This is a genomic window from Planctobacterium sp. R6, assembly GCF_055755215.1.
The window spans coordinates 28,353-53,475 of the sequence record NZ_JBVTQY010000018.1 but is presented as its reverse complement, the minus strand read 5'-3'; the positions used below and the strand labels follow the sequence as shown (position 1 = coordinate 53,475).

The 25,123-nt window shown below is 49.4% G+C and carries 12 protein-coding genes; 2 read left to right on the top strand and 10 right to left on the bottom strand.

What is annotated here, in order from left to right:
* Nucleotides 1-30 precede the first annotated feature (30 nt).
* Complete coding sequence (locus AC0J20_RS12790) at nucleotides 31-1,236, top strand: ABC transporter substrate-binding protein (protein ID WP_473021939.1); 1,206 nt, start codon at nucleotides 31-33, stop codon at nucleotides 1,234-1,236.
* Nucleotides 1,229-3,409, top strand: a complete 2,181-nt coding sequence (locus tag AC0J20_RS12785; protein WP_473021938.1) for a PDC sensor domain-containing protein — start codon at nucleotides 1,229-1,231, stop codon at nucleotides 3,407-3,409. Before AC0J20_RS12790 ends, AC0J20_RS12785 begins: the two co-directional genes overlap by 8 nt.
* 19 nt (nucleotides 3,410-3,428) lie before the next feature.
* Here the strand turns inward: AC0J20_RS12785 and AC0J20_RS12780 are convergent, their stop codons facing one another.
* The 10 genes from AC0J20_RS12780 to AC0J20_RS12735 all read right to left on the bottom strand — a co-directional run bounded on the left by AC0J20_RS12780 (nucleotide 3,429) and on the right by AC0J20_RS12735 (nucleotide 25,001).
* Nucleotides 3,429-4,097 carry a response regulator gene (locus tag AC0J20_RS12780; protein WP_229530075.1) on the bottom strand — a complete coding sequence of 223 codons (669 nt, stop codon included), beginning with the start codon at nucleotides 4,095-4,097 and terminating at the stop codon, nucleotides 3,429-3,431.
* Nucleotides 4,072-6,240 (bottom strand): ATP-binding protein, encoded by a 2,169-nt coding sequence (locus tag AC0J20_RS12775; RefSeq protein ID WP_473021937.1) that lies wholly within the window; start codon nucleotides 6,238-6,240, stop codon nucleotides 4,072-4,074. Before AC0J20_RS12775 ends, AC0J20_RS12780 begins: the two co-directional genes overlap by 26 nt.
* An 81-nt stretch (nucleotides 6,241-6,321) precedes the next feature.
* Nucleotides 6,322-10,395, bottom strand: a complete 4,074-nt coding sequence (locus AC0J20_RS12770) for a hypothetical protein (RefSeq protein WP_473021936.1) — start codon at nucleotides 10,393-10,395, stop codon at nucleotides 6,322-6,324.
* Nucleotides 10,392-15,017 carry a hypothetical protein gene (locus AC0J20_RS12765; protein ID WP_473021935.1) on the bottom strand — a complete coding sequence of 1,542 codons (4,626 nt, stop codon included), beginning with the start codon at nucleotides 15,015-15,017 and terminating at the stop codon, nucleotides 10,392-10,394. Before AC0J20_RS12765 ends, AC0J20_RS12770 begins: the two co-directional genes overlap by 4 nt.
* On the bottom strand, nucleotides 15,002-15,790 hold the full coding sequence (locus AC0J20_RS12760; protein ID WP_473021934.1) for a hypothetical protein: 789 nt from the start codon (nucleotides 15,788-15,790) through the stop codon (nucleotides 15,002-15,004). Before AC0J20_RS12760 ends, AC0J20_RS12765 begins: the two co-directional genes overlap by 16 nt.
* Nucleotides 15,790-18,201, bottom strand: a complete 2,412-nt coding sequence (locus AC0J20_RS12755; protein ID WP_473021933.1) for a hypothetical protein — start codon at nucleotides 18,199-18,201, stop codon at nucleotides 15,790-15,792. The genes AC0J20_RS12760 and AC0J20_RS12755 overlap by 1 nt, the downstream gene beginning before the upstream one ends.
* On the bottom strand, nucleotides 18,198-21,377 hold the full coding sequence (locus AC0J20_RS12750; protein WP_473021932.1) for a poly-gamma-glutamate biosynthesis protein PgsC/CapC: 3,180 nt from the start codon (nucleotides 21,375-21,377) through the stop codon (nucleotides 18,198-18,200). Before AC0J20_RS12750 ends, AC0J20_RS12755 begins: the two co-directional genes overlap by 4 nt.
* Nucleotides 21,370-21,741, bottom strand: a complete 372-nt coding sequence (locus AC0J20_RS12745) for a response regulator (RefSeq protein ID WP_229530082.1) — start codon at nucleotides 21,739-21,741, stop codon at nucleotides 21,370-21,372. The genes AC0J20_RS12750 and AC0J20_RS12745 overlap by 8 nt, the downstream gene beginning before the upstream one ends.
* Nucleotides 21,734-24,403: a hypothetical protein gene (locus AC0J20_RS12740; RefSeq protein WP_473021931.1), complete on the bottom strand. Its 2,670-nt coding sequence runs from the start codon at nucleotides 24,401-24,403 to the stop codon at nucleotides 21,734-21,736. Before AC0J20_RS12740 ends, AC0J20_RS12745 begins: the two co-directional genes overlap by 8 nt.
* Before the next feature lie 91 nt (nucleotides 24,404-24,494).
* Nucleotides 24,495-25,001, bottom strand: a complete 507-nt coding sequence (locus AC0J20_RS12735; protein WP_473021930.1) for a GAF domain-containing protein — start codon at nucleotides 24,999-25,001, stop codon at nucleotides 24,495-24,497.
* Between the last annotated feature and the right edge of the window lie 122 nt (nucleotides 25,002-25,123).

Genomic DNA, 25,123 nt, shown 5'->3' with positions numbered 1-25,123 from the left:
CGGGTATCTGAATAATTTTTACCGGGCAATATGGACTTTCCACGTATTCCGAAGCTGATGCTTTTCAGTATCTTGCTGATCATAACTCTCCCTGTCACAGCGCGTAGTGAATGTACCGATGCCGTGCCGGTTCAGCCTGATCTAAAGTTAGGCATGAGTACCGCACTCAGTGGGCCCGCCCAGTACCTCGGGCAGTCGATGCGCGACGGCATGTTGGCCTATTTCGCGAAAGTTAATTGTGCTGGTGGTTTGCGCGGGCACCGTATTGAGTTGGTGGTCAGAGATGATGGTTATCAACCGGAAAGCGCCTTAAACAACGTTAAAAAGTTGGTGCAACAGGATCAGGTGATGGCGGTGGTGGGCAATGTGGGTACACCAACGGCTAAACTGGTGGCCCCGTACCTGCAGGAACACAAAACCGTCTTGTTCGCGCCCTACACAGGGGCCGATATTCTGCGGGAATCACCACCTCAAAGTCACATCTTTAATTTTCGGGCCAGCTATGAACAGGAACTGCAGGCCATCGTCAATTTCATTATTCACTCCGGAATTAAACCGGGGCGCATTGCCTTCTTTTTACAGGATGATGCCTACGGGACGGCCGGGTTTATGGCCGCCAGCAGTGTATTGCAACAAAAGGGCTACACGCGCGTTGAAGAACTCCTGGTGACGCGCTATCCACGGAATTCCTTGCAGGTAGAAGATGCCATTTTAAACATGTTGGATATGCCCAAACCACCGAAAGCCGTGATAATTGTAGGTGCCTATGCGGCCTCGGCCAAGTTCATTAATTACAGTCATAACCTGTTTCCGGAAACCCTCTATTTTAACTTGTCCTTTACCGGGGCGTCTGCTCTGGGGGCGAGTCTGAATATCGCCAGCAACCGGGTCTTTGTCTCGCAGGTTGTGCCTTATCTGGGCAATGGACTGGCGTTGTCCCACGATTTTCGCCAGGACATGGCCACGTTTGTGCCGGATGGTCAGATCAATGAAATCAGTTTTGAAGGCTATATTGCGGCGCGTTTACTGGTGGAGAGTTTACGCCAGCAAAAAACGACGCTGGATCGCAAGGGGATCCGAGACGCGTTAGAGCAAACTAGCGAAATAGAAATTGGATTCGGTGTGCCACTGCGTTTTTCGGCCTATGACCATCAGGCCAGCAATCAAGTTTGGTTACTGCAATATCAGCAAGGGCAAGGATTTACTAAAAAAGTGTCAGGAGCATCGGATGAATAGCGAACTGTTTCCCCCCGGGCTTGCCAGTCAAAGTGCCAAGAAAAAGTGGTTTCGCTTTATAATTACCGCAACCCTGCTCACCACTCTGATCAGTGTGGTGTTAATTCATTCCTATTCCGGCTTGCGCAAAACCATGCATCAGGAAACCCGGCTGTATCTGGATAACAACACGCGGGTCATAAAAAGTTCTATTTTGCAGCATCTGAATGGCATCGAAGCCATTGCACAGGAGCTGGCAGATAACATCGTTAATTCCTCCTTAGAGCCGGAAGAAATTCGTACGATTCTGGAAAATACCGGTGCGATTTACGACGGATTTGTGGCCATTGGTGCAGCCTTTGAACCCTATGCGTTGGATGACAGTTTACGCCTCTTTGCCCCGTACATTGTTCATTATGAGGGGGGATATCGCACCGAACGGCTTGATGCCTGGTACGACTATTATGCCCAGCAGGCGGATAATAAATGTACTTCCAATAACTGGTATCAGTGTGCCAGAACCTCAGAACAACGTTGGCTGCCTTTGCGTTTTGATGAGATAAGCAATGCCTGGATTGTGCAACATGTGCGCGCGTTAAAAGTCGACGGGCAGCTGATCGGCTATGTCAATTTGAGTCTGAATATTAAAGATATTGACCGGCTCATTCACAAGTTAGACACCGGTGATGAAGGTTATGTGATTATCTTTGATAACCAGCAACGTCAAATCTATCACTCGTTACATCCCAACACCCGCGATGCCTCTGAAATCCTGTTTTCACAAGTTTTTCCGCAATTAAAACCGGAAGATCTTCACGCCCTGAGTGTTGAAGAGCAAATCATTGTGCCCAATGAAGTAACTGACGTGCCATCTTTTCTGGATCTGGCCATTGTGGACAATACCCAGTGGACCATTGCCGTGGTGATCGAACGGGAGTTCTTTGCGCATCATGAGTTGCAGGCGGATGTGTCGCCGGTGGCCTCGTTGATTGAAGACAATCATCATATTCTGACCTTTATGGTGGTCTTTACCATTATTTGCTGGACCGCGCTGGGGAGTTCGCTGCTGCAGGAAGGCTTTCACGGCCGGGTTTGGTGGTCAGCCCTGTTTATCACCTTGTCATTTGTGGGGGGCATTGTCTATATCTGGGTGGAACAGCAACTCACTGATCTGGATGGAATTTATGGCAGTGAAGTGGTCACCAATCAGGCAGACTTGCGCAGTTTTGTCAAAAGTTACAGCAAAAACACGCTGCGGGCACACAAAGAACCGCCGATCTTTGTACCCACCGGTGTGGCGCTGCAATCCATGAAAATGGACAGCGAAAACAACCTGAAATTAACCGGCTATATCTGGCAGCGATTTATGTTAGCCAACAATTTCGAAATTGAAAAAGGCGTGGTATTCCCGGAGTCCAGTGAAACCCAGATTCGTCTGGTTTATGACGAAGTTGCCAATGGTTACCAGACCCTGGGCTGGGCCTTTGAAACCGTGATCCCTGAGCATTTTGAATACGAAACCTATCCCTTTGACAAGCAACTGGTGTGGTTGCGGATCTGGCCCAAGGAATACCTGAAACACGTGGTGTTACTGCCGGATATAGACTCTTACGACAATATGAATACCAGCAACCGGCCGGGTCTGGAACAAGACTTCAGTGTGGGCGGTTGGCGAGTGGAACGTAGTTTTTTTGACATTCGCGGAAACAGTTTCAACTCCAACATGGGCATTGCCAATCGGGCGAATAAAAACGAAGCTCCGGAGCTGCATTTCAACATTGCCATCAGTCGTAACTTTATCGATCCCTTTGTGTCCTATCTGTTCCCGGTCATTATTGTGTTATTGATGTTGTACGCTGTGTTGCTGACCAATTCCAAAGATGAACATCGCATCGGCTTAATCGGTTTTAACGCACTGGAGGTGTTGGCATCTGCCTCGGCACTGTTTTTTGTGGCGTTGCTGGCGCATGTCGAACTGCGTTCCCATATTGGCGCGAATGAACTGATATATATGGAGTATTTTTTCATTATCGCCTATATCATGATCCTGATTGTGTCGGTGAATTCCATCCTGTTTAGCTGGGGATTTAATATCACGCTGATCCAATATCAGGACAACAATATTCCAAAATTACTTTACTGGCCGGTATTGGGGGGCTTACTGTTCTTCTTTACCATGTTTGCGTTTTGGTGAGTACTGGCATCGTCCTGCTTTATTCCGCTTCACTGTAGCGGTATCCGGCGCCATATACCGAGTGCACAAACTCCTGCTCCGGTGCCAGTTGTTTCAGCTTTTTGCGCAAGTTGCGGATATGGCTGTCTACCGTGCGATCTGACACAATGCGGTAGTCCCGGTATATATTATCCATGATGTAATTTCTGGAATAAATGGTGCCTGGTTTGCTGTGCAGAAATTTGAGCAACGCAAATTCGATGGCGGTTAATTCAATGCTGTTTCCCTCGTAACTGATGCGCAGCGTGTCCTCATTGAGGGTTAATCCCTTGTTTGCCAGGCGACCATCAACACGGCGAAAGTAAACATTGACCCGCATCACTAATTCGTTAGCACTGAAGGGTTTGCAGATGTAATCATCGGCGCCAATATCCAGACCAATCAGGCGTTCTGCCTCACTGGTCTTGGCGGTCACCATCAGTACCGGAATATCTGAAAACTGACGCAATTCCCGACAGATACTGATGCCATCTTTGCCCGGTAACATCAGATCCAGTAACAGCATGTCAGGTTGCTGATTTTTTATAAAAGGCAGTACCGCTAAACCATCGTCGATGTGGCTGGCCTGATAGCCGGCCTTTTCCAGAAATTTGACTATCATGCTGGCCATATCCGGCTCATCTTCAACGATCAGTATGTGCCTGGGCATGTTTCGGCGCTCCTGTATCAATGGGAATAGTGACTTCAATGCGTACTCCGCCCAGCTCGCTGTGGGATGCGCTAATTTTGCCGCGATGGGCTTCGATAAAGCTCTTGCAAATGGTCAGTCCCAGACCACTGCCACCGGTTTGGCGGCTGCGGGATGGATCAGCCCGATACAGGCGTTCAAAAACCTGAGTCAACTGCTCGTCTTGCAGCCCGGGGGCGCTATCCTGAATGTACCACTGCAATTGCTGTTGCTGAACTCTGACCTTGAATTCGATTTTGCCGGGCGATTGGGTATAGCGCAGACTGTTGGAAAACAGATTGTTTAATACTTGTCTGATACGTTCCGGATCTAACCAGGCGACCTCCTGGTCCTGGACATTGAGTTTATAGCTGAAATCCAGACCTTCCGTTTCCGGCAAGCGTTTTACACTGTCACACCACTGTTGGAAGAATGGTTTTAACTCCACGGACTCGAACAACAGGTTCAGATCTCCGGCATCCGCCTGAGCGAGATGTGAGATATCGCTGATCAGGTGGTTAATGCTGGAGATCTTGTTGTGCAATATCTGGTAGGTCTGTTTCGGATCGTCCACCAAATCATGCTCCAGCCCTTCTATTTGCAGTTTTAATACCGACAAGGGGGTGCGTAATTCATGAGAAATGTCCGAGAACAATTGTTTTTTCTTCTCGGCATCGGCAGCCATCAATGCCGTTTTCATACTGAGAACTCGCCGTTTTTGCGTACCCCAGTAAATAAATACAAACAGCGTAATGCAAATAATGGTTGCTATAAAAATCACCTTGTTTCTGGCGGCGCGCTCCGTCAGCACAGCAATGGATTGTTGCTGATTATCTGCCTGTAACTGGGCGATTTGGCGCTCTTTTTCACTGGCTTTGTACAGGGCATCATATTCTTCCAGTCGATTGTCCCGGTTGAGCTGCACCTGCTCTTCATAGGTACTGAGATACAGAGATTGCAGTGCGCTGGCTTCCTGCCAATGTTGTTGTAGTTTTGTCACCTCGATCAGCTTGTTCAGTAAGCTCAGATTGCTGTCGGAGATATCCCCGCTACTAACCGCCTCAATTACCGGAGATAACAAACTGGCCGCTTGCTGATAATCTTGTTGTGCAATGGCCAGCGAAGCTGCCGCCAGGGTGACATCACTGTAGTCTTGCAGCGTATCGCCCGTTGGGATGATGGCCTTCGCACTGTCAAAGTAGCGCTGCGCTTTTGGCAAATCCTGTTGTTCAATCGCAACCAGGGTGAGTTTTGAATAGAAAGGCAATAAGACAAATTGCAGATTGTTCTGCTGTGCAAGTTCTACGCAGGTTAACAGGGCGGCTTCGGCCTCGTCGAAGCGGTAGGTATCAATATAAACATCGGCAAGCTTCGATAAAGCCGAAGTATGGACATCCGGAAACTGATCCTTGTCTACTGCCTCCAGCGCCTGGTGCATTGATGCTTCAGCGCTGTCAAATTCACCTATAAAGCGATAAATTTCACCGATATTGGCCAGTGTATTGGCATAATTGTGCGTGATGTTTTCCGCCTCGAAAATGGCCAACGCTTCCTGATATTGCTGCAGTGCCTTGCCGTAATTGTGCAGGCGATGATTAATACGGCCCATGTTGTTCAAAGCGCTGGCCATGCCATTGCCATGTTGTAGCGTCTGGTAGGTTTGATACAACCGTTGATAGGCGTTTTCAGCCAGAATGAATTTGTTGTTATCAGAGTAGATGATGGCCTGATTAAACTGAATATTGGCGAGTTTTCGGGTGTTTCCGGCGAGGTTCGCCGCATCCAGCCCGCGGGTTACCAGAGCCTGTGCCTGAGGGTAATCGCCTTCGCGAATGTACAATCTTGGCAAATAGATTAGCAATTGCGCTTCCAGTTCCGGCTCCGGATGACTGTCCAGCAATGACAGTGCGGCTAACCCTTGCTTTTTGGCCTCATCGGGGCAGGCCCGCCAACAGGTTTTGACGATATCAACACGAATGGGCAGTGATGCCGGTGCGTCCGGTGAAAACGTGGCTAATTGCGATTGCAGAGCCGCTAAAGCGTCGGTGGCGGCGGCAACCCTGAAGGGGAGCAGGGCCACAGTCAGCAAAACGAGCGCGGTTTTAAAAAAACGGGGAACAGGCATCGGTGCTCAAATATTAATCTAAACAGGGTGGCACTAATGATAACGCGAATCGTTTTAAAAAAGCAGTGTGTCCGACCTGGTTTATTTTCCCGGGTTGCTGTTGCCTGAGCTTAACCACCCTCCTTTTTGACGTTTATTGATAGTCATCAGCAACCAGGCGGCCTTATTCAGGCTTATTCGCTGAGTAGCCAGATCTTTCAATATTTGTTTCGCCTTTCTGCCGCGGCGAATGGCGTCAAATACGTCTATCACCTCCTCTGCAATAGCATACAGGGGCTTCAGTAGGCGACTGGCTGAGTTCTGGTTTTGTTGTTTCGCCGCCAGTTTATCCAGGTTGGCGTTAATTTTGTCAATGGCAAAGCGCGCCTCTTCCTGCAGGCTACGACTTTCCACGCCGATTGTTTCAAGGCTGGATTCGACCCCTTGTTGGTCCAGGCAGGTAAAAACCGGCATGGCTGCCAGGTCTGTTATTGCCTGCTCAAACTCCTCACCAAATTCATCATTGAGTTTGTTCAGTAAGGTGGATACCTTCTGCCACTGCTGCCAGCTATACACAAAATCCAGGCCTGGTCCTTTGATGTTCTGCAGCCCTAAAATATCGGTATTGATGCCCGCAGGAACCGAACTGGCGATCGTTTTATTTAACTGATCCCCGGTAATATAGTAATCCTCCAGCAAACACAGCTTGTGTTGAAACATCAGGCTAAAAAATTGATGGGCGTTTTCGATGGTGTCGTCGTTTACCTTTTTACTGTCTTCCTGCAATAGCTGCTGGCCTTGCTGGAACTGCGTCAGTAGTGTCACCAGATAGGTTTGGCTGTAAGCATCTAATTGCTCCGGCAATGCCTTTTCAATCACGGCTTTTAGCTCTTTGAAATCCTCCGGCAGCTGCACTGTACCCTGCCATAGTTTGTCTATGTACTGGCGCAGTTGCTGCTCGGTTTGAGGCAGTAACAAAAAGTGCATTAATGCCTCGCAGTGAGCACGAAATTCACTGCGACTGAGTTCACTGGTTAGTGCTTCGTCTAAGCGTTCCTGCCAGGCTTCCATGGCGAACATATGAAAACCATTCAGGTTATTGCCAATAACAAAGTGTCGGTGAGCCGGGAACTCACGGGCAATCAGGCGCGCGAATACTTTGGAGCGGGGCACCCGGTCGGCCCGGTTGTTGATGACGGTAACCAGATTAAAATCACCGTTTAACTGGCGCTCAATATTGTCGTAGCCCAGCCGTTTCCAGTTGGTCACCGCACCGTAGCGTTCATTGGCAGACATGCCATTGATAAAACGCATATTTCGACCCATTACCCTGGTATAAGGGAATACCTGCAGGACACCGATATCAGGTACAACGCGATCGGCCATCTCCTTGATGGCCATCGTGCGGGTTAATTGCATGTCTGCCGCCATTTTTGCCACCAGGGCTATGTTGGCGGGATGCTCCTCATAGGGAAAGCGGGCCAACAGATCCTCGGGTATGGTGGCAATGTCCAGCCAGTCCACCTGTGTGAGTTTCGCCTGCTTTTGCTGTGCTTCCCGCTCCAGATAGGCCAGCATGTTTTCTTCGGTGGTCCAGACTTTGGATTTTGGCGCAATGAACCTGGCGATAACCTGCGGCACGTCGATGCCGGCGGGGCCCTGCAGATCTTCATGGTCGGGGAAACAATTGGTGAGGGTGACCATATCGTCTTGCATCCATTGTCCCTGCAGAATATCGATATAGCGGGGCGTCAGACCCATACATTCCCAGCACATTACATCGGATTTTAATTTTGCCGCTAAGCGGGTGACAAAAGTCTGCTCCCAGATGGTGGCTTTATCATAGGGGCGAAACAAAAACATTTCCTGCAGTTTGCCATAGCGGGTGGCGTACAAAAACATGGCTTCACAGCCTGTGGTTTTTGATACCGTTGCCAGGCCAACCGAATTAACCAGCGCCGCCTTCAGCCGCTCAGTCCCGGACTTTCCACGCGTTCCCCAACCGCCAATTGTCATGGGGATCTGCCTGCGGGCTTGTTTTACCCGTTGGCTTAACCAACTGTGACTGCCCCAGAAAATTGCCATCATTACCAGGCAAAAGATCAGGATATGTTGAATGGTGTTCTGGTACACAGAGACAAAATAACGTTGGAAATCCTGATAGAACTGCACCACCGTGAGGGGGACTGCCAGATCAAAAAATCGTGCCACTGCCGGGGCAGGAGGCAGAGGGGTGTCGGAACCTTCTGCCAAATGACCATTGCAATGAATGCTAAAGCCCAGCTTTTCTAATGCCCGAATATAGACGCCGGGAGCATCCGCATCGTAATCGACGTTGCGCAAGCGGGCGTAGTAGCTGAAACGGAAACTCAGCATGAATCTCGCTTTCAGGTTGTTGAGCAACCCTTTGGGCGGAAAAATCTCCGTTTTACCGGCGGCGTGATAGAGCAAGGTGCTCTTGCCTCTGCCGCCATTTTGCAAGGCTGAAATCAATTGATCGACAAGTGGCAGAAACGGCCGCCAGTGGCCTTCTTTGTCCATGTGCAGTGGTTCACCTGGCACGGTGGTCTGGCTGACTTCTGCCAGTCTGGCGGACGGGATAATGTACCGGCTGTCGTAATGTCGACCTTTGAGGTGACTGTGATGTTGGCGTTTATCAGTGGCCGGATGAAATAATTCGTGCCAGAAACGCCAAAACCGGAAGCGCATGGCTTCGCCAATTTGCAAATGCCGGTCTTTGATCTGAATGCTGAAACCGTGGCCGATATGCGCAGCTAACCAGCGTTTGCCCTGCTCACTGGCCAGCGCTGCTTGCTGGGATTTGTCCAGCGCAATACGTTGTTCCGCGTTCTTGTTCAGCAGAGGCCGCAATAATTTTCCTAAGTCTGTTTGCAGGCTGGCCCAGACTTTTTCTCTGGCCTCGATAGCCAGATACTGAATACGTGGGGAACTATGGCGTTGCGCTAACTGTGATAATTCCTCCATACCGCGCAGAGCGACGGTTTGTTTATCCGATGCGTTGGCGGCGTATTGATGGTGCCAACTGACTATGGCCCGCAACAGCGCCTGAATGCGCAATTCACTGTGGTCTTTGTGCAGTTCCCGGGTTAACAACGCCAGACTAATACGCAGGTGTTGAATAAAAGGCAACTGGGTTACCAGGTAACAGTATACGGCGTCGCTTTTGTCCTGAAGTAGTCTGGCGACGATAGTCATCACCTGTTTCTCGTCGTCACACAAGGTCAGGGTTCGGATCACGCTTTGACGCACGGTTGGGCTGGGGTCGACAATTAGCTGCTGGTTTAACTGAAATATTTCAGGTTTGTTGAGGTAGTGCAGCGAAATAATATCTGCGATGGCTTCCCGAAAGAAAATTTGGTCCCGCTCTTCTTCGCGGTTCAGCCGGGTTTGGATCAGGTTGATGGCCTTGTTCAGGTCAGCTACGGCCAGCAGATTCAGCGCCTCAACCTGTAATTCTGGTTGCTGCTTGGCATCCAGCGAAAACCGGTAGGTGTAGCGCAATAACTCAGAACTGAGTAGGTGTGAGTCCTGGGCGTGAATCGACACCAGAATACTGCTCAGGTACTTAAACGCTGCTAACTGCACTTTCGGCTCAAAACCGTATCGTATCCAGGGCGTAAGCAGATTTTCTATTTTTAAGCGTTGCCAGTAGGCCAGCAGATCGATATCACTGTCTGAAAATGCTAATAAATCAAACAACGCGGCAATTCTGCCCATGATAAAGCTGGCATAAAATTCCTGATCTTTAATACGACTTTGCCAGCGCTCGCTTATGGCGTCTTCATCCAGCCAGCGAGAAAGCGCTCGGCGATCACCGGATAAATTGCTGTCTCCCAGGTAGCGGCAAAATTCCAGCAGCAATTCATCGCGATTGGCTTTTACCGCTTCCTGACTGATTTCGGTGTTAAAAATACGATAGCGATTGCGCAGCGAGTTCAGGCGTTGTTCGATATCCTGTAATGTCTGCGTCAGGATACCTATTGCCAACGTTAGGTTTTCAGCTGAATCGGCGGCATTGCCAGCGTCAGCCTGTTGATACCAGAGCTGGCTGAGTTGCCCGATATACCGGGCGTAAATTTTCTGCCAGAACGGGCTTAGTCCGGTTTCTAAAATGCCATTGAATTCAGACAGTCTGGCTTTGGCGCTCATGATCATTGTTGCTCTTGTTCGTTAGCCTGCCTGTCCAGCGCATGAAGCAGACCTTCTTGTTCACGCAGACTGGAAAAGGCCAGCGATTGCGGCAGGTAATCAGACACTCCCCGGTGTCCTGACTCGATATAGCTGAGCTGTAGCGACCAGTAGTTTTCCTTGTCGCTCAGGTTGCGCTCATACCCCAGACGCAGCCGCAAGTGGTTGTCTGATTGCCAGCTAAACCATTCAAGACCGGCTCCCAGACGTTGATTGAGTTCTTTGTCGTTGCGATCTGAATCGTCGAAATACTTTTGCCAGCGCCAGCCAATGTCCACAGCGACCCCCTGATAGTAGATCCGCGAGCCCAGAGTCAGGGCAATATTATCGATTAGCTGACTGTCCGACAGTTCATTGCTGGTGGCTTTCAGATCTGCCCAACTTTCAACATCGTGATACCACTTATAGCGCAGATTTTCCGCCAGGGTAAATCCGTATTTGTGGTCCAGTTTATATTGGCTGTAAACCGCGCTGGCATATTGCTCCGGCAGCCGGTCAGTATCCAGAATATTAGCAAACACGCCCAGGCTTACACGATTGTATAAGCGCCGGTTGAGCACATATTGCCAGTGAGCATCGGCCGATACTCTGGCAGACCAGCCCCAGTCGTTGTCCTGATAACCTTGTTGTGCATTGACCGACAATCCCAACTGCAGCGCGATATTGTCTAACCATTGGGTATCCCACCAGTCAAATCTGGCGTGCAGACTTTCCTGCAGGTCAGACTGATAGCGACGTACCGCCAGTTCACTGCCATAAAAATATCGGCCGGTAACATCCTGATCGCGAAAGAACAGGCGAAGCTGTTGATAACGGTTATTTTGTGCAGCATCTTCACTGGGAGAGCGTTGCTGTGTGATCGCACCTTCCAGCCCCCAGGTGTAGTCTTTACGGGTATCTGTGCTGCGCAGTTTATTACTGGCAATAATCTGCACACCGCGTAATTCCGGCGATGGATATAGATCCAATGGCAGCCCTTCAGAGGTCAACCCGTTGTCAGCGGCATTTTGCAGTTTCAACTGTAAAACCCGATGGCCCAGGTACGCCGGGTCTTCATCAAACCAGCTAAACATGCCCTGCTGCGCCTGTACAAATTGATGTCTGGCCAGGCCATTCTGATCAAAGCTGTCGATTCTCAACCAGCTTGCCTCGGGCAAGAAAATCTGAAAGGGTTCGCGTTGATCTGCCTGAAAAAGTCGTAACCGCAGATCTTGAGGCTGTTCCTGCCAGTCGCCTTGAGCGTTTCTGAATTGCAGTTTTGCGATGATAGCATTTTGCCCGGAAAGGTAATCGGCAGACAGCGACAGGGTATGTTTGCCTGGCGTCAGTGGTAGCAACTGAGTTTTTAACTCACCGGTGCGCAGTTGCAGGGTGCTGTGTGCTTGCCCATTCAAGGTGATCAGTACGCGACTGGTTGCATCCCGTTGAAACAGGTGTTGCTGCGACTGAACCAATAATCGGTATTCTTCACCCGGTTTGGTGAGCAATTCGTAATTCAGGGTGCTTTGGGTGGCCAGCTTTTCCCAGTCTGGCTGATACGGGGTATATAACAGACGCCCCCGGATTGCTTCCGGCGACAGAGGTTCATTGGTGCTGGTGCTGTAAAACGTGAACTTTTTAGTCTGGGTTGGAAAGTTTAAAGCCACCCAACTGGCATTTTTGTTGGCGCGTCTGAGAAGCATGTGTACAAAGGCGGAATCACTCAGTTGCGCTGCCTGCTGGTTAATCTGATTTAACTGGTTTTGTGTTGCTTCGCGTTCAAACTGGTACAGCTGATTCAGCAACTTGCGGTGTTGCTCCGTCAGACTGGGCAGATAACTGGCCGTGACGGCAAACTCTGCAATTTCGGCCGGTACAGACTGCCAATAGGCACATTCAAATTTCGGCTCGTCGACCGTATACCACCAATGCTGGTTTTGTGACCGGGTATTGTCTCTGACACAACTGTCGGTGTGAAAGGTGGTTTGGGTTTCAGAGAGTGATTGCTGGATATTGATCACAACAGGGTGCTGTAGCGGACGAATCGTCAGTACTCCGGCTTTGGCCACTGCAACGGCAAATTTGTGGCCGGCACCTACGCTGGCTTCGGGGTGGCGCAAGGTGCTGCTGCGATAGTCGCTGTTGTTTAGGGGCAATTTGTAGTGCTGCTGATGTTGGGAAATACTTAACCAGTCATCATTACCGTGGGATTCAGCAAACCATTGCCGGGTAGTAAAATGTAATTTGGTTGCCGCAGAAAGGCTGATTTCTAAGGGATTATCCGGGGTAACCAGGTAATTTTTTTGGGGCACATTCAGTTCAACATTGTGCAGTTGAATCACTGCCTGGCTGCGTATATGGGAGATAAAATCTTGCGCCGCTGACCGGATGTGCCTGTCGCCTGGTATGTTCGTTGGGGCGTCGGCTGTGGCCTTTTTGTCTGTTGTCGGATGGAGTCGAAACAGGGCGGTGTCTGTCAACAGTTGTTTCCTGTCGCTGTCTTTGGCACTGAGCAGGGTAAACAGCGTGTAGTCGGGTTTGTTCAGGGTTAAATAAAGTCTGGCTAAGGCCAACCGCGCACTTTCCCTGAGTGCGGTCTGAAACTGTGCGCCCTGCATTACGTTGATGAGCAGATTGGTTTGTTCTGCCAGGTTATCTATGCTTTGGTAATGGGCTAATAAACGGGCAATAGCGAAGCCCTGAACCTCGTTGTCCGGATGATACAACACCAGTGCGGTGAGCAGGTTTTCAGCATAAGTTTGCCAGCCCGCTAACTGCAGATCACTGAACAACTGTGACCAAAATGACCAGTCCTGCATGCGGGGGTAAAGCAGCGCCTTTTGAATGCGTCTGCTTTCTGGCATGGAGTTGATCACCGGGTGATCTAATATGGTGCTGGTTATGCGTTGCTGTTGCAGCCAGGCTTGCCACATGTCCGGCACATCATCGCCGTTAAATTCAAGCCCTTTCACCGCTTGATAGTGTTGATATTCCTGCCACAGGGGATGATGGGCCAGTTGTGTTGCCTGCTCTGCAGCGGGTAGTGCTAACAGGGCTTGCCACTGGGGGCGGTCCAGTTCGGGCGTGCGCCGAATTTGATACCGAATCCGCACCGGCACATCGTTCTGTTCAGTGACTAACGTCAGGGTTTTCCAACCCGCTGGCAGATACAGGGTTTGCCTGGCTATATAGGCTGTGTCAGTTGTCCTGGCTTGCTGAGTTTGCCATGTGGTATTGCGCACATAGGCGTGCAGTTCAGGATCGGTAAACGTATTCAGTGTAGTGTAATGCTGATTATCCAGCAATACTTTGATAATGGCGTCCTGGTGGTCATCCTGGGTCAGCATTTCTATGGCTATGCGATTGCTGGCCTGGTCGTGTGCTACCGAAAAAGACAAGGGGCTTTGCTGACTCAGCAGGGAAAAGCTGTTCGGGGTCTTGTGCTGTGCAATATGGATTTGGGATGCGGCTAAATCTGGTTGTTGTCGGGTTTCACCGGCAAAATCCCAGCGGCGTGTTTCAGCCTGGATTTGTTGCTCCCTGAATCCCCCGGAAGCAGAAGCGGTCAGGGTCTTTTCGGCCAACCAGCGATTCGTTGCCTGATGAGCCATGCTGTTCAGTATAAGGGTATCGCTTAACGCCGGGGAGGACTGTTTGTGCCAGTCTGCATGCAGGGCGCTTTCCTGTTTTTTACGGGTTACAGCCGGGACGCTCAGAGTCTGATAATTGTCATCGAATAACCAGTCTGCCTGCATCGACTGAACCCGCATCCAGGTGGGAGCGGTGGATTTGAGGCTTACCTCGTCATCTTCGGTGGCACTAAACTGAGTGCTTGTCATGACTTTAACTGTTTCTGTTTCCGGTACAAATGCGGTTTTCGCAGAGTGGTTGCTAAATATCGGTGCTATCTGAGCCTGGCCCCGGTGAGGTTGAATTTGCAAAAACTCAACGGCGCTGTTTTGCCATTGCTGACTGGTGGGTTGCAGAGACTCCAGCCAGTACTCCTGCTCCGCTGCAACGGCTACGGTCCCGGCCTGTTGACTCTGAAAAAAGTCATCGCTGCGATTATCGGTGCGTTTAAAGCGTTTACTGTCTGCCTCCGTTGGAGAGAGCCAGGACAAAGGAGCAAAGTCCCTCAGGGCTTTTTGCTGACCGCTGAAAACCGCGATATTCAGGTCGCTGTTTTGGGCATTGGTTATCTGTAAAACACGGTCATAACTGACCGCAGGTAACAGCGCGCTGACTGGCGTTAAGGTAATTTGCTGGCTGATACCCGGAGTGTCAGACAGTAACAGCGATACCTGATTGATCTCTAGCTCAGCTTCTGTACGGAAGCGTTCAGGCGTAATTTTTTGGTTTTCATCGTCATGAAACTGCAGGTAAAAGTGGCGATCGCCAGGCAACAGCACCTTAACGCTATGTTGCGTTTCCAGCGTGAAAATTGGGCTACTAAAAGGAATATGTTGTTGCGCTTCAGTAAACAGACCGTCCCGGAGCGTTAGTTTTTCCCAGTTGACTACCTGTTGCTTTGGCAAATTTTGCGCGAGCGCGGGCCGCACCAGCAATAGTGATGCACACAGAATTAACATTGTCTTTAATTTAATAAACACGAAATGATTTCTTCCGGTAGTTCATTGGCGACAAAAGCCTGACGTAGGTGCGTTGACATCTCAATATGCAAAAAGCTTACCTTGTTGGGGGAGACACTGCGGATGAGTTTTCCCACGGGATTGATAGTGGCACCTAATTCGAATACATCCCGGCCATAGACCCGTGCCAACAGCCCCATATTATCGCGTAAACAGCTTTGCATGGTCAGAAAGCCTGGCGACGGGACATCAGTCCCATTGCTGATGATAAAATCACTGGCGGCACCGCTGTCGGATTTGCGGGTTGCCGGATTAAAGCCGTGTAACTGAATAACGGCAACGGATTTATCCAGGTCCATAAAGGCCGCAACAACCGCAGTGAATAAAGAGTGTTGTATTCGTGACATGTCGCTGTTTTCAGTTTCGTGACGGTGTTCTGTGTTTTGCATCATGATATCGGGCCGGTGACTGTGGTACGCCGGCAGAGCAAACCAGGTTTCACCGATGGTTTTCGTGTGCAGATCAAAAAACGCATGGGGTATCTGCAACAGGCGAATATCTTCCTGTTTTAAGGGCAGGTGTATCCAGAGTTCGCCTTGCCGTGCATTGCGGGTGTGAAGATGCAGTTTGCCTTCGGTTTGCTGGCTTTGCAGGTATGTCAGTCCGGATGCCGGCGTACCGGTGTACAGCGCCATGATATCGTTTTTGACTTGCGTAAAGGCTTCTTCACTCAGTTCGACAGCGTGAACCGGGAACAATGAGCAGCATAAAATGACTAACAATATTCTGTACATTAGTGCTCCAACTCGTTGCGGTAACGTTCGATGATAGGCGTAGGCTGAATTACCCGCTTGACGATCGAAACATAAACTTCATCACCCTGCTGATGGGACAATTGAATGCGGTGTGCACTGTTGCTGATATCCTCATCCAGCAACAGAGAAAAGGTTTGTCGACCGATTATGGTACGTTTCCCTGATAACTGATAACCGTTGTAGCGCTCAGTGGCATTTATCTGATATCGGCGTTTTAGCAGAGTATGCGCTGTGTTGATGTCCGGGTTTCGACTGGCATCCTGTATTTCAATATCCAGTATCACCGGCTCCGGTGTGGTTTGATATAGTACAAAGGACAACATTTCCTGGGTAGATTGCTTGGTGTTGTTCAGTTGTACGGTGTCGCCACTTGTCACCAGCAAGGCCCTGCGTTGTTGCCATTGGCTGGCCTGTCGCGGTAATCCATTTCGCCACCATTGTACATCCGGGGCATCCAGCGCTATGGTGCCGGTTAAGCTGCCGCCCATAACGGATTCATCCACTAATCCCCATTGCCCGGCTATCCAGAAAGGGGGTTGCGGCACATCGTTTTTGCGCCAGGTGATTTGCACTGGTCGGGCACTGTCGCGATTGAAAAACAGCCGCCCGGCAACGGGTTTGCTTAACTTTTCCGCTGATGCAAAGTGAGGAAAAGTCGTCAATGAAGCGAAATTTAATGCACTATTTTCTTCCAACGCAACGGGTTGTCCCGGGTAGGGGTTTTCAACCATGATGTCGCTGAGTGTCAGGGTACTAAAGTCATCGAGCAGTGTCTGATAGGTTTCATCAGGATCTACCTCAGGTCGTTCGTCCAGCAGACTGTCGTGATAATTTTTTAGCAGTCGGATGTTGCCCAGATTAACTTCCTGCTCCCAACTATCAGGACGCATGGCAAACCAGTCAGGGACACCTGCCGGATAATCAAACCAGTCTCTTTTTTCTTCCGGTAGAGTACGCATTGAAGGCATATTACTGAGCCGGGTGAACACCGAAACCAAAACCGGTTGGCTGCTGGACAGTTCCAGAAACTGTGCGGCTTTGCTCACCTGCAAATACAATTCTTGCTTTTGCCCCAGCCAGTTAAAAAATTCTTCATTGGCCAGCTGATTGTTTTTCTCCGGTACGAACTCCGGATGTATTGAATGCTGTTGTAACTGTTGTGAGTCGGTCAGCACACGCACGTCAACAAGGGCATTCGGGCCAGTGGACAGTGATTGTTCGGCAAAGGCACGAACCTGAACCTTGTATGGGGTCAGCTCACTGTCACCCTGAGACAGTGAAAAGCGCAATGGTTTGCCCGGGGATAAAATAACGGTATTGGCAAAATGGTCGTGTTCCTGCACATAACCGGATTCAGCAAATAACGCCAGAGACAGGGGAACCGAAGAGGTAAAGCTCACCAGTCCGGGTTTTAACGCAATGCGCTGTGAAAATTGCTTGCCGGTATAGGTGAAACTGCGTTTTTGTTCCAGACTGTCTTCCAGGTTAAACCAACTCATGTGTAGTTTAAAGGCACGGTCTGTAAACGCGTGTTCGCCTGCAATGCGATATTGTCCGGCAACCTCTATTGGGAACGAAACCTGTTTGTAGGCATCCGCATGGTGTTCATACTGGCTCAGCAGGTGCTTTTTGGTGGCGATATCCGTCAGGGGCACCCGGTAAATTAATACAGATTGATAATCCTGATCCTCATCGCCGCTGGGTACTAAGGGTTGCCAGCGATATTCTGCGAGATTGGCTTTCTCGGTATCGCTCAAAAAAGCAGTGTCAAATGGATAGTACTGCAACAGATTGTCTTTTTGTTTCACTGATAATCGTTGCCATAAATCTATCGGCTTAACGCGGCTGCTGCGCTGTACATGCTGATAGGCACGCACTGCCACCTCTTTGATATTGTCGCTTTTCACAATTTGCGAAATGACCAACCGGGACGCACCTTCAGGCAGGGTGATATGCAGATTTTCCATTGCCGCCAGGCGGGCGTTGGAATCATTTAAAAATGCCTCTGGTACCAGTTGTTGGTTTGCTTTTAGTTCCACTTTTCGGGTGGCCAGCGCATGGTGATGGAACTGGTTTTCAAACAGAATATTGCCACGACTGTCCAGTACCTGAACCTTCAGGTGATAGGGATAACGCGCGGTTTTATTGTCTGCGCCTGACAGGATGGCCGCAGAGGAAATCCACAACTTTTGTGGTGACTGGGTAAGCCGGTAATCCAGGTGCGTATCCGGCGGTAAGATATAGCTTCTGGAGATATCCAGTTTTACACTGTCGGGAATGGGTTGCGATACCCGCTGTAATCCGCTGTCGGACAGCAGTGTTTGCACAATAACCCACAGCGCAGCGATGGCCATTGCCAGCATTATCAGGTGCTTTATCAGTCTCATCATTGCGGCTGTACCTCACCGGGTGTCAACCACAGATAGCGGGATTCAACAAAACGGCTTAACGCATCGGGGGATGAGGAGGCCAGTGTTTTTTGATTCAGGCTATTGAGGTTGATGGCGGAAATAATGTTCTCTTCGCTGTCCAGAATTAAAATAAATTGCTGCAAGGTGGAACTGTCTAACAGGTATCCCAGGCGGGCGTTGTGCAACTGTTCAAAGGCGTCATAGAAACTGTGAATATTGCGGGATTTGGCATAGCTGAGTAGCGCCGGGTGAATACCCTGATTGTAGGTGTCGGGATTCGGGTTGATACCAAAACTGCGGATATCCCGTCTGAACACCGGTAGACCCAGTAATCTCGCGTGTTGTTCTTCTATTTTAATGGCTTCGGTCGCCTTAAAGCTGTCTCTGATCAGTGGGCTCAACCAGATGGTGACATACTGATCTAACGCCAAGTAATTGAGGTAGTCGATTTGCTGACTGGTGCTTTGGTAATAGGGCGAGGTGATAAAGTCGCCATTGACGAAACGATAGCTCAGCCCCAGATCCTGCAGTTCCTGTAACAAGAATTGAGTTTGTTGGCCCGGACTATATTGGTTGATATTACGCCACAGGCTGAGCATCGCCATTTCCTGAGGAAACGGCCGGGATTCCTGAAAGGAAAAACTGCGCAATAACACCGGCGTGGGCGCCTGATGTTCAAATTCTTTGGTAATGGCCATAAACATTGTGTGATACAAAGTGTGCCGGTTCCCGGCCAGGGCCACGTTGCTGCTGCCGTCCGGGTTTGCCCAGGGGTGAGTCCCGGAGAGCAGTAAAAAACGATTTTGTAATTTGTTAAACAGGGCGGCACCGAACTCAAAACTGGTGCGATCGTAAAAGGGATTGGGCACCTGTACCAGATAATTGGTTTGTGCTGTCAGATTGATAACTAACGTAGCCCAGTTTTTTCTTTGATTGGATTCTGCCCACAGGGGTTGTTCTTCTACAATTAAAAACTCTTTGCCTGTCAGTGGTTGTTGCAGTACCCGAAATTCGTAACCGACACTGGCGGCCTGCCAGTTGAGTCGTTGTATTTCATCACGGCTTTGCTGCGTCCAGCCTTGCTGATTGAATTGTTTCAACCAGGACATTAAAGGCAATAGTATGTCCTGGTGCCAGAATAGCAGTTCGTTTTCCGTCGGGATCTGAAAGGCATTACTGCCTTTTTTAGCGATGTATTCTTTGCGTTCCAGTAACCAGGAGATGAGATAACCTTCCACGTTATTCACCTGGTTTTCCCGCGCATCGGTTTGGTACACTTCAATACGGGCCAGGGCACTGCGCATTTCCCGGTTGTTCAAGGTTAATTGCGCAATGCCAAACTGATCATGTTGCCATTGTGGTGACGCCTTGTTGTCCAGCCAGGTTATTTCCAGCTCTGAGACAACGCTGTTTAGCAATGCCAGTGGTATATCCTGGGGTAGTGAGCGCAGCACCTGCAGGCTATTTTGTGCCTCGCTGCTCGCCCGGTTGAGTTGTTTGCGTTTTTCTGTGAGTTTCAGATCGCCGCGGATTTGCAGCACATTGTGTTGGCTGAATGCTTCATGTGCAGCCTGGAAAAACCCCTCTTGCAGACCGGAATCAAACACATATTCCCCGGAACTTTGCAATTGGTAGGACAGGTCGATAAACAATGCCCGGCTTTGCAGCTTTTCGAACAATGCCAGGCCCAGGGTAGCGGAACCCAAATCGGCTCTGGCCTGAGTGACTTCAACCACCAGTTGAGATTCCGGTTTAAGTCTAATGGCGTAAAACCCAATCCCCTCTTTGTGCAGCAGCAGTACCTTGCTTTCAAGTACCCAGAGTTCAGCATCAATCTGATTAGCCAAATCTTCCAATTGTTTTAGCTGGTCATCCAGTTGCACTGGCGACAGTGTGGCGCTTAGCTGCATTAATACGTTAAATGCCTGAACCTGTTCAGTACCAGGATCGGTTGGGCGCACAGTGGAGAAAAAGGACACTGGCCTGATTTCAGCGTAAACATCCCGCACCTGTTGTTGACTGTATTTCAGGTGGCGACGCTGTTCTGCATCCGGGGGCAGGGCGGCGTCATTGCTCCACAAGGTCAGAGCAAAGCCGATAATCGTCGCCAGGGCAATACCCACAAATGAAATGAAAAGCGTGCTGACCGCCATTTTTACTGCGATTTTTTTCTGATAGATTTTAATGGCAAGCAAGGTAGATACTATGTAGCCAAAGCCAAAATAATCGGAAATTTTGGCCGTAGGCAACAGTTCTATTAAGGCAAATCCCAGCAGTATTTTGTAGAAAAATCCGATGTTGAAAAACAACAGTAGCAGACGCCCGCCTTCGAATGTAATGCCCCGCAACAAAGGTGTGCGCAAGGCCAATAACCCCAACAACAAAATGACACCCGCTTCAACAAAGGTAAACAGTAATTTTTCGGGTTGATACCACTGCAAAGCCAGGAGGGCCGGAATAAGAATACCGTTGAACTCCCAACCAAATTGCAGGTTCATACGGGACGCAATAAAGGCGGTGGTTAACAGGATGATGTAGGCTTTTGGACTGGACAATAATGAGGTGGCCAGATCTTCATACATATAATTCAGGCCACCGATATTGAAATTCGTTAACGGAATTAGCAGCCATTGAATAATCAGGAAGGTCAGGCCCAGATACAGAAACAGGGATTTGCTGCCCTTGACGATACCGCCCATCCACATTTGATTGGCAATCAGTGCGACGATGATCAACCCAAAGCTTTGCAGGTTATTGCGGAGATCGTATTCACCAAACCAGTCTCCGGTGAACTCGATGGCCAGTGGAATGGCGAAAAAATCCAGACAAATTCGCACTAAAACCGATAATAAAATCAGTGCGAAAAAGCGATCCCGGCCAAACATCTCTGAGTAGCCAAAGCGGACCATGAGCTTATTGGCCAGCAGCCAGGCGAGGCCGTAAGTGATATAGGCCTCAACCAGTACCACCATGGCACTGGCAGGTTTAACAAAAAACAAAGGTACCAAGTAACCCGGCACCACCAACCCTGCCAATGTGGTGCCGAAACGGGCATTGAGAAAAACCACCACACAAACACCCACCCACACCGTGGTAATCACAGAGCTTTGCAGCGCACCGGGCGGGAACAGGGTTAGTTGCAGAAAATCAGGCATTTAACAGCACTTGTGCGTCAAGCAGTTGTTCCGGTGTCAGCGGCTTTTCCAACACTTCGCGAACAAAAGGATAGGCGCGAATTTTTGCCAGCTCCTGGGCATCGTTGATACCGGAAATGACGATGGTCGGGATTGCCAGACCCGCTTCCTGCATCCATTCCAGCAGGCCCGCGCCGTCCAGGTTTGGCATCACCAGGTCAGTGACCATGTAATCAAAAGACTGACTTTCCAACAGGCGCTTTGCCATCAGCCCGTCGTTTGAGACCACCACCGTGAGCCCCAGATCGCTGAGCCACATCTGCGTCATCATGGCTAACATAGGTTGGTCTTCAACCAGTAATACCGTTTTGTTGTTATCAGTCATTCAGGTTAATTCCTTCAATCAGGATAGAAAGCCGATAGCCTTTGCCAACACGGGATTTTAATCGGCAATCAATGCCCGCATCTTTGGCTGATTTCAGCGCCATTAATAATTCTGACAGCAGGGTTTGTTCGCCAATAATGGCATTTTGTTGGTACATTTTTTCCAGTTGTTCATTGGGTAAACCATAACCGTCGCTTTCAATTTTCAGATACAAAATGTCAGCATCATTTTTAACCAGCTGTTTGCCGATGATGCGGATTTTCTTCGGTGCGATCGCATCATCCGCCAACAGCCTGAACCCTTGTATCAGCAAATGTTCAAAGTTTTCCGGAGAGCCCAGCCCCATGGTGGCAAATGCGGGGAGGCGGTTGACGAATGTCACATCTCGCCAGATGCTGCTGTTTTGCTGTGGTGACTGGCAATGGGCGATCTGTCGTTCCAGGATATCCAACGGATTAAATGGGATAGCGTGGCTGTCTTTCTTAGCCGACATGCGGCTCATAAAGTAATGCGTACGTCGGGTCAGGTCCGCGGCGGTTTTTAATTCGATGTTCATAAAGGTGGCTATTTCATTCACCAGCGGCATATTGGCTTTTCGTTCAATTTGCAACAGCCCCATTTGCAGAGTCGACAGGTGATTTTTAATGTGCACCATATAGTGATCATGCAGGCCGCGCTCAACGTCCAGGTATGCCTGAACTTCTTTCAGGTCCTGAATTTCTACCATCAGTCCATTCAGATTCAAATGTAAATCCGCTTGCATTAAGGAGCTGCTGTCAAACTGACAGGACGAGACGACAACGACATATTTACCTTCGCCTATCGTAGTGAAATAGCGGGTTCTTTTGCGCGTTTGCTCCAGCGTAGTTTGGCGGATCAGGTTTTTAACACTGTCGTCACTGATAGGCAGCAGGGTTTTGAGAAACTCATAGGCGTTGCAATTCTCCGGTTTTAACTGGTGTTCTTCAGCCAGTTTTAGCATTGCACTGTTTTCTACCGTGATGCGGCCAAAAATATCAAAAACCATCAGCGGTGTTGCCAGGTTGGCCTGTAAACCGCGCTGATATTCCAGTTGCTCAAATAAGTAAGACGTACCTTTGGCGATAAAGTTAATACTTTGGTTTTCACTGTTGCTGAATCGGCGACGGCTTATCAGTCCGGTTTGCCTGCTGGATTTAGCTTGTTGTTGCAGATTGAGCAGTGTGCTGATGTGGATGGCAAACTGATTCACCTGTTCCAGCAATATTTTCAGCCGGTCATTGTCCTGTTCAAAAGTGGTGAGCGCCCAAAAGCCTAAAATATGGGTGCCCTTGTAAAACGGCACCAGAATTTCCTGCTCATCCGCCTGTTTTTGTTTGAAAAACGGACGGTCAATGACGATGGCCTGTTTATCTTTGACTGCCTGTTCATAGGGCTCGCGGCGTATATCTCTGCGCATTTCGTTGATTGCAGCCAGGTTGCAATTGATGGCAGAGATCTCTGTTAATCTGAAGTCTCCTTTTTGCAATTCTAAAAAAATGCAACGATGCAGATGTAGGTTCTGGGATACCATGTTGGCTATGTTGTGCCAAAACGCCGCGCTTGTATCTTCGCCGGATGCGGCCAATCGGAATTCATTTTCCACCTGTTCCTGTAAGCTATTCAGGGCGCTCTGTCGATAACGTCTGAGTCGCCACTCCAGGGCAAATAGCAGGATAAGGCATGAACTTAAAAGCTCCATGACAGGTGCAATCAATCCACTTAGCTGAGCTATTGGTATACTGATGCCTGGCAGTAACAAACAATACAATACCGTAGTACTGCGTTTCAGATGAGTTGGGCTGGCAAGATAAACTAGCGCCATTAACAGTATGACGACGGCAATCAACGCCAGACGGTCACGGATAGTCAGTTCTGTTTTGTACTGTTGGTTTTCGTAGGCATGTAAAGCGGCAGCCTGATACTGCACCGGATGCCAGCCAAGGGATGAGTTGTTGTAGGGCACCCAAATGGTTGCATCCATCAAATTAAAATCTGCTATATAATAGACGTCTTTGCCTGCCAGCATGCGGTCCAGCAGTTCGGGTTGTGCAAACAGTTCAGGGGTGACAATGGCAGAGTTTAAGGCTACCCTGGCAAAATCTATCAACAGATCTTCGGTCGCATCTGAAAACGCCGGATAAAGCGCCGCCGTGGGGGAGTTAAACTGGTTTATTCTGCGGGGAATGGTGATGGCTGTGCCGTTGGTTTGATACGGAGATATAAGGTAGCCTGCACTGGGTGTCCAGTCACTGTTTTGCACATATATGCGTTGTCCGTCTGTGGAAAAACTGCGTTGCGGGATCTTAACCGAATAGACTTTGGGATGTTCCAGTAAACGGGCACTGGATTCCGCCAATGGACTATCTGGCAGTAACCAAAATATTCTCGATGCCGGACTATTTATCAATTGCTTGAGTTGCTGCTCTGGTGCGGCGTCGTCGCCGGGCTGAACGGACACGGTCGGTGAGTCAGTGGCGATCACAAACGAAGCAGTCAGGTTGTCATCCGGTGAGAACCATATCGTCTGAAAGGCCAGGTTAGCAGCGCGGTTCAGATTGTGGTATTCCAACACGAAAAAACTGGTAAAAACCAGTGTAATCGTAAATAAAAACGGAATTATCGAGCGCCTGTTAAAATCCAATCCGGTGTCCTCGTACTTTAGTCATTACTCAATTTCCTGAGTCGCTGTTTTCATTATCGTCGAGTATTTCAGGTAGTAAAATTTTTCTCAGTTAACTGGTTTCCTGATGTTCTGACAGAGAAAGCATAAAGGATTGCACCTGGTCGGCAAAATCGCGCAAAACCGCCAGTTGTTCATCGCTGAGCTCTCTTGGTACCCGGTCGATGATACACAAGGTGCCGACGCGTAAATCGGGCTGCAAAATAAGGGGGGCACCGGCATAAAAACGAATATGAGGCTCACCGAGCACTAAAGGGTTCGATCTGAAGCGATAGTCATCTTCGGCATCGGGAACGTACAAGGTCTCGTCGTGATTAATGGCATGGCCGCAGAAAGAAACATCGCGTGTCGTTTCGCAGGCATTCAGACCTACATTTGATTTAAACCACTGGCGCTTCTTATCGACGATAGTTACCAGGCATATAGGCACGTCGAAATAGGCATGGGCCGCCGCAGTGATATCGTCCAAAACCTGGTCTGGCCGGGTATCCAATATTTGTAACTGATTCACCAGTGCCATCCGTTTTGCTTCATTGTGCGGAACGTCGGGTTTAATCATGTTGCAACTCCTTCAATACTCCGGGCAACCGATAGTTGAAACCATACCCGATAAAATTCGCTATGTGTATCATACTTAAGGATTAATTGCCTCCGGTTAGATAAAATCATCACCACTCGTTT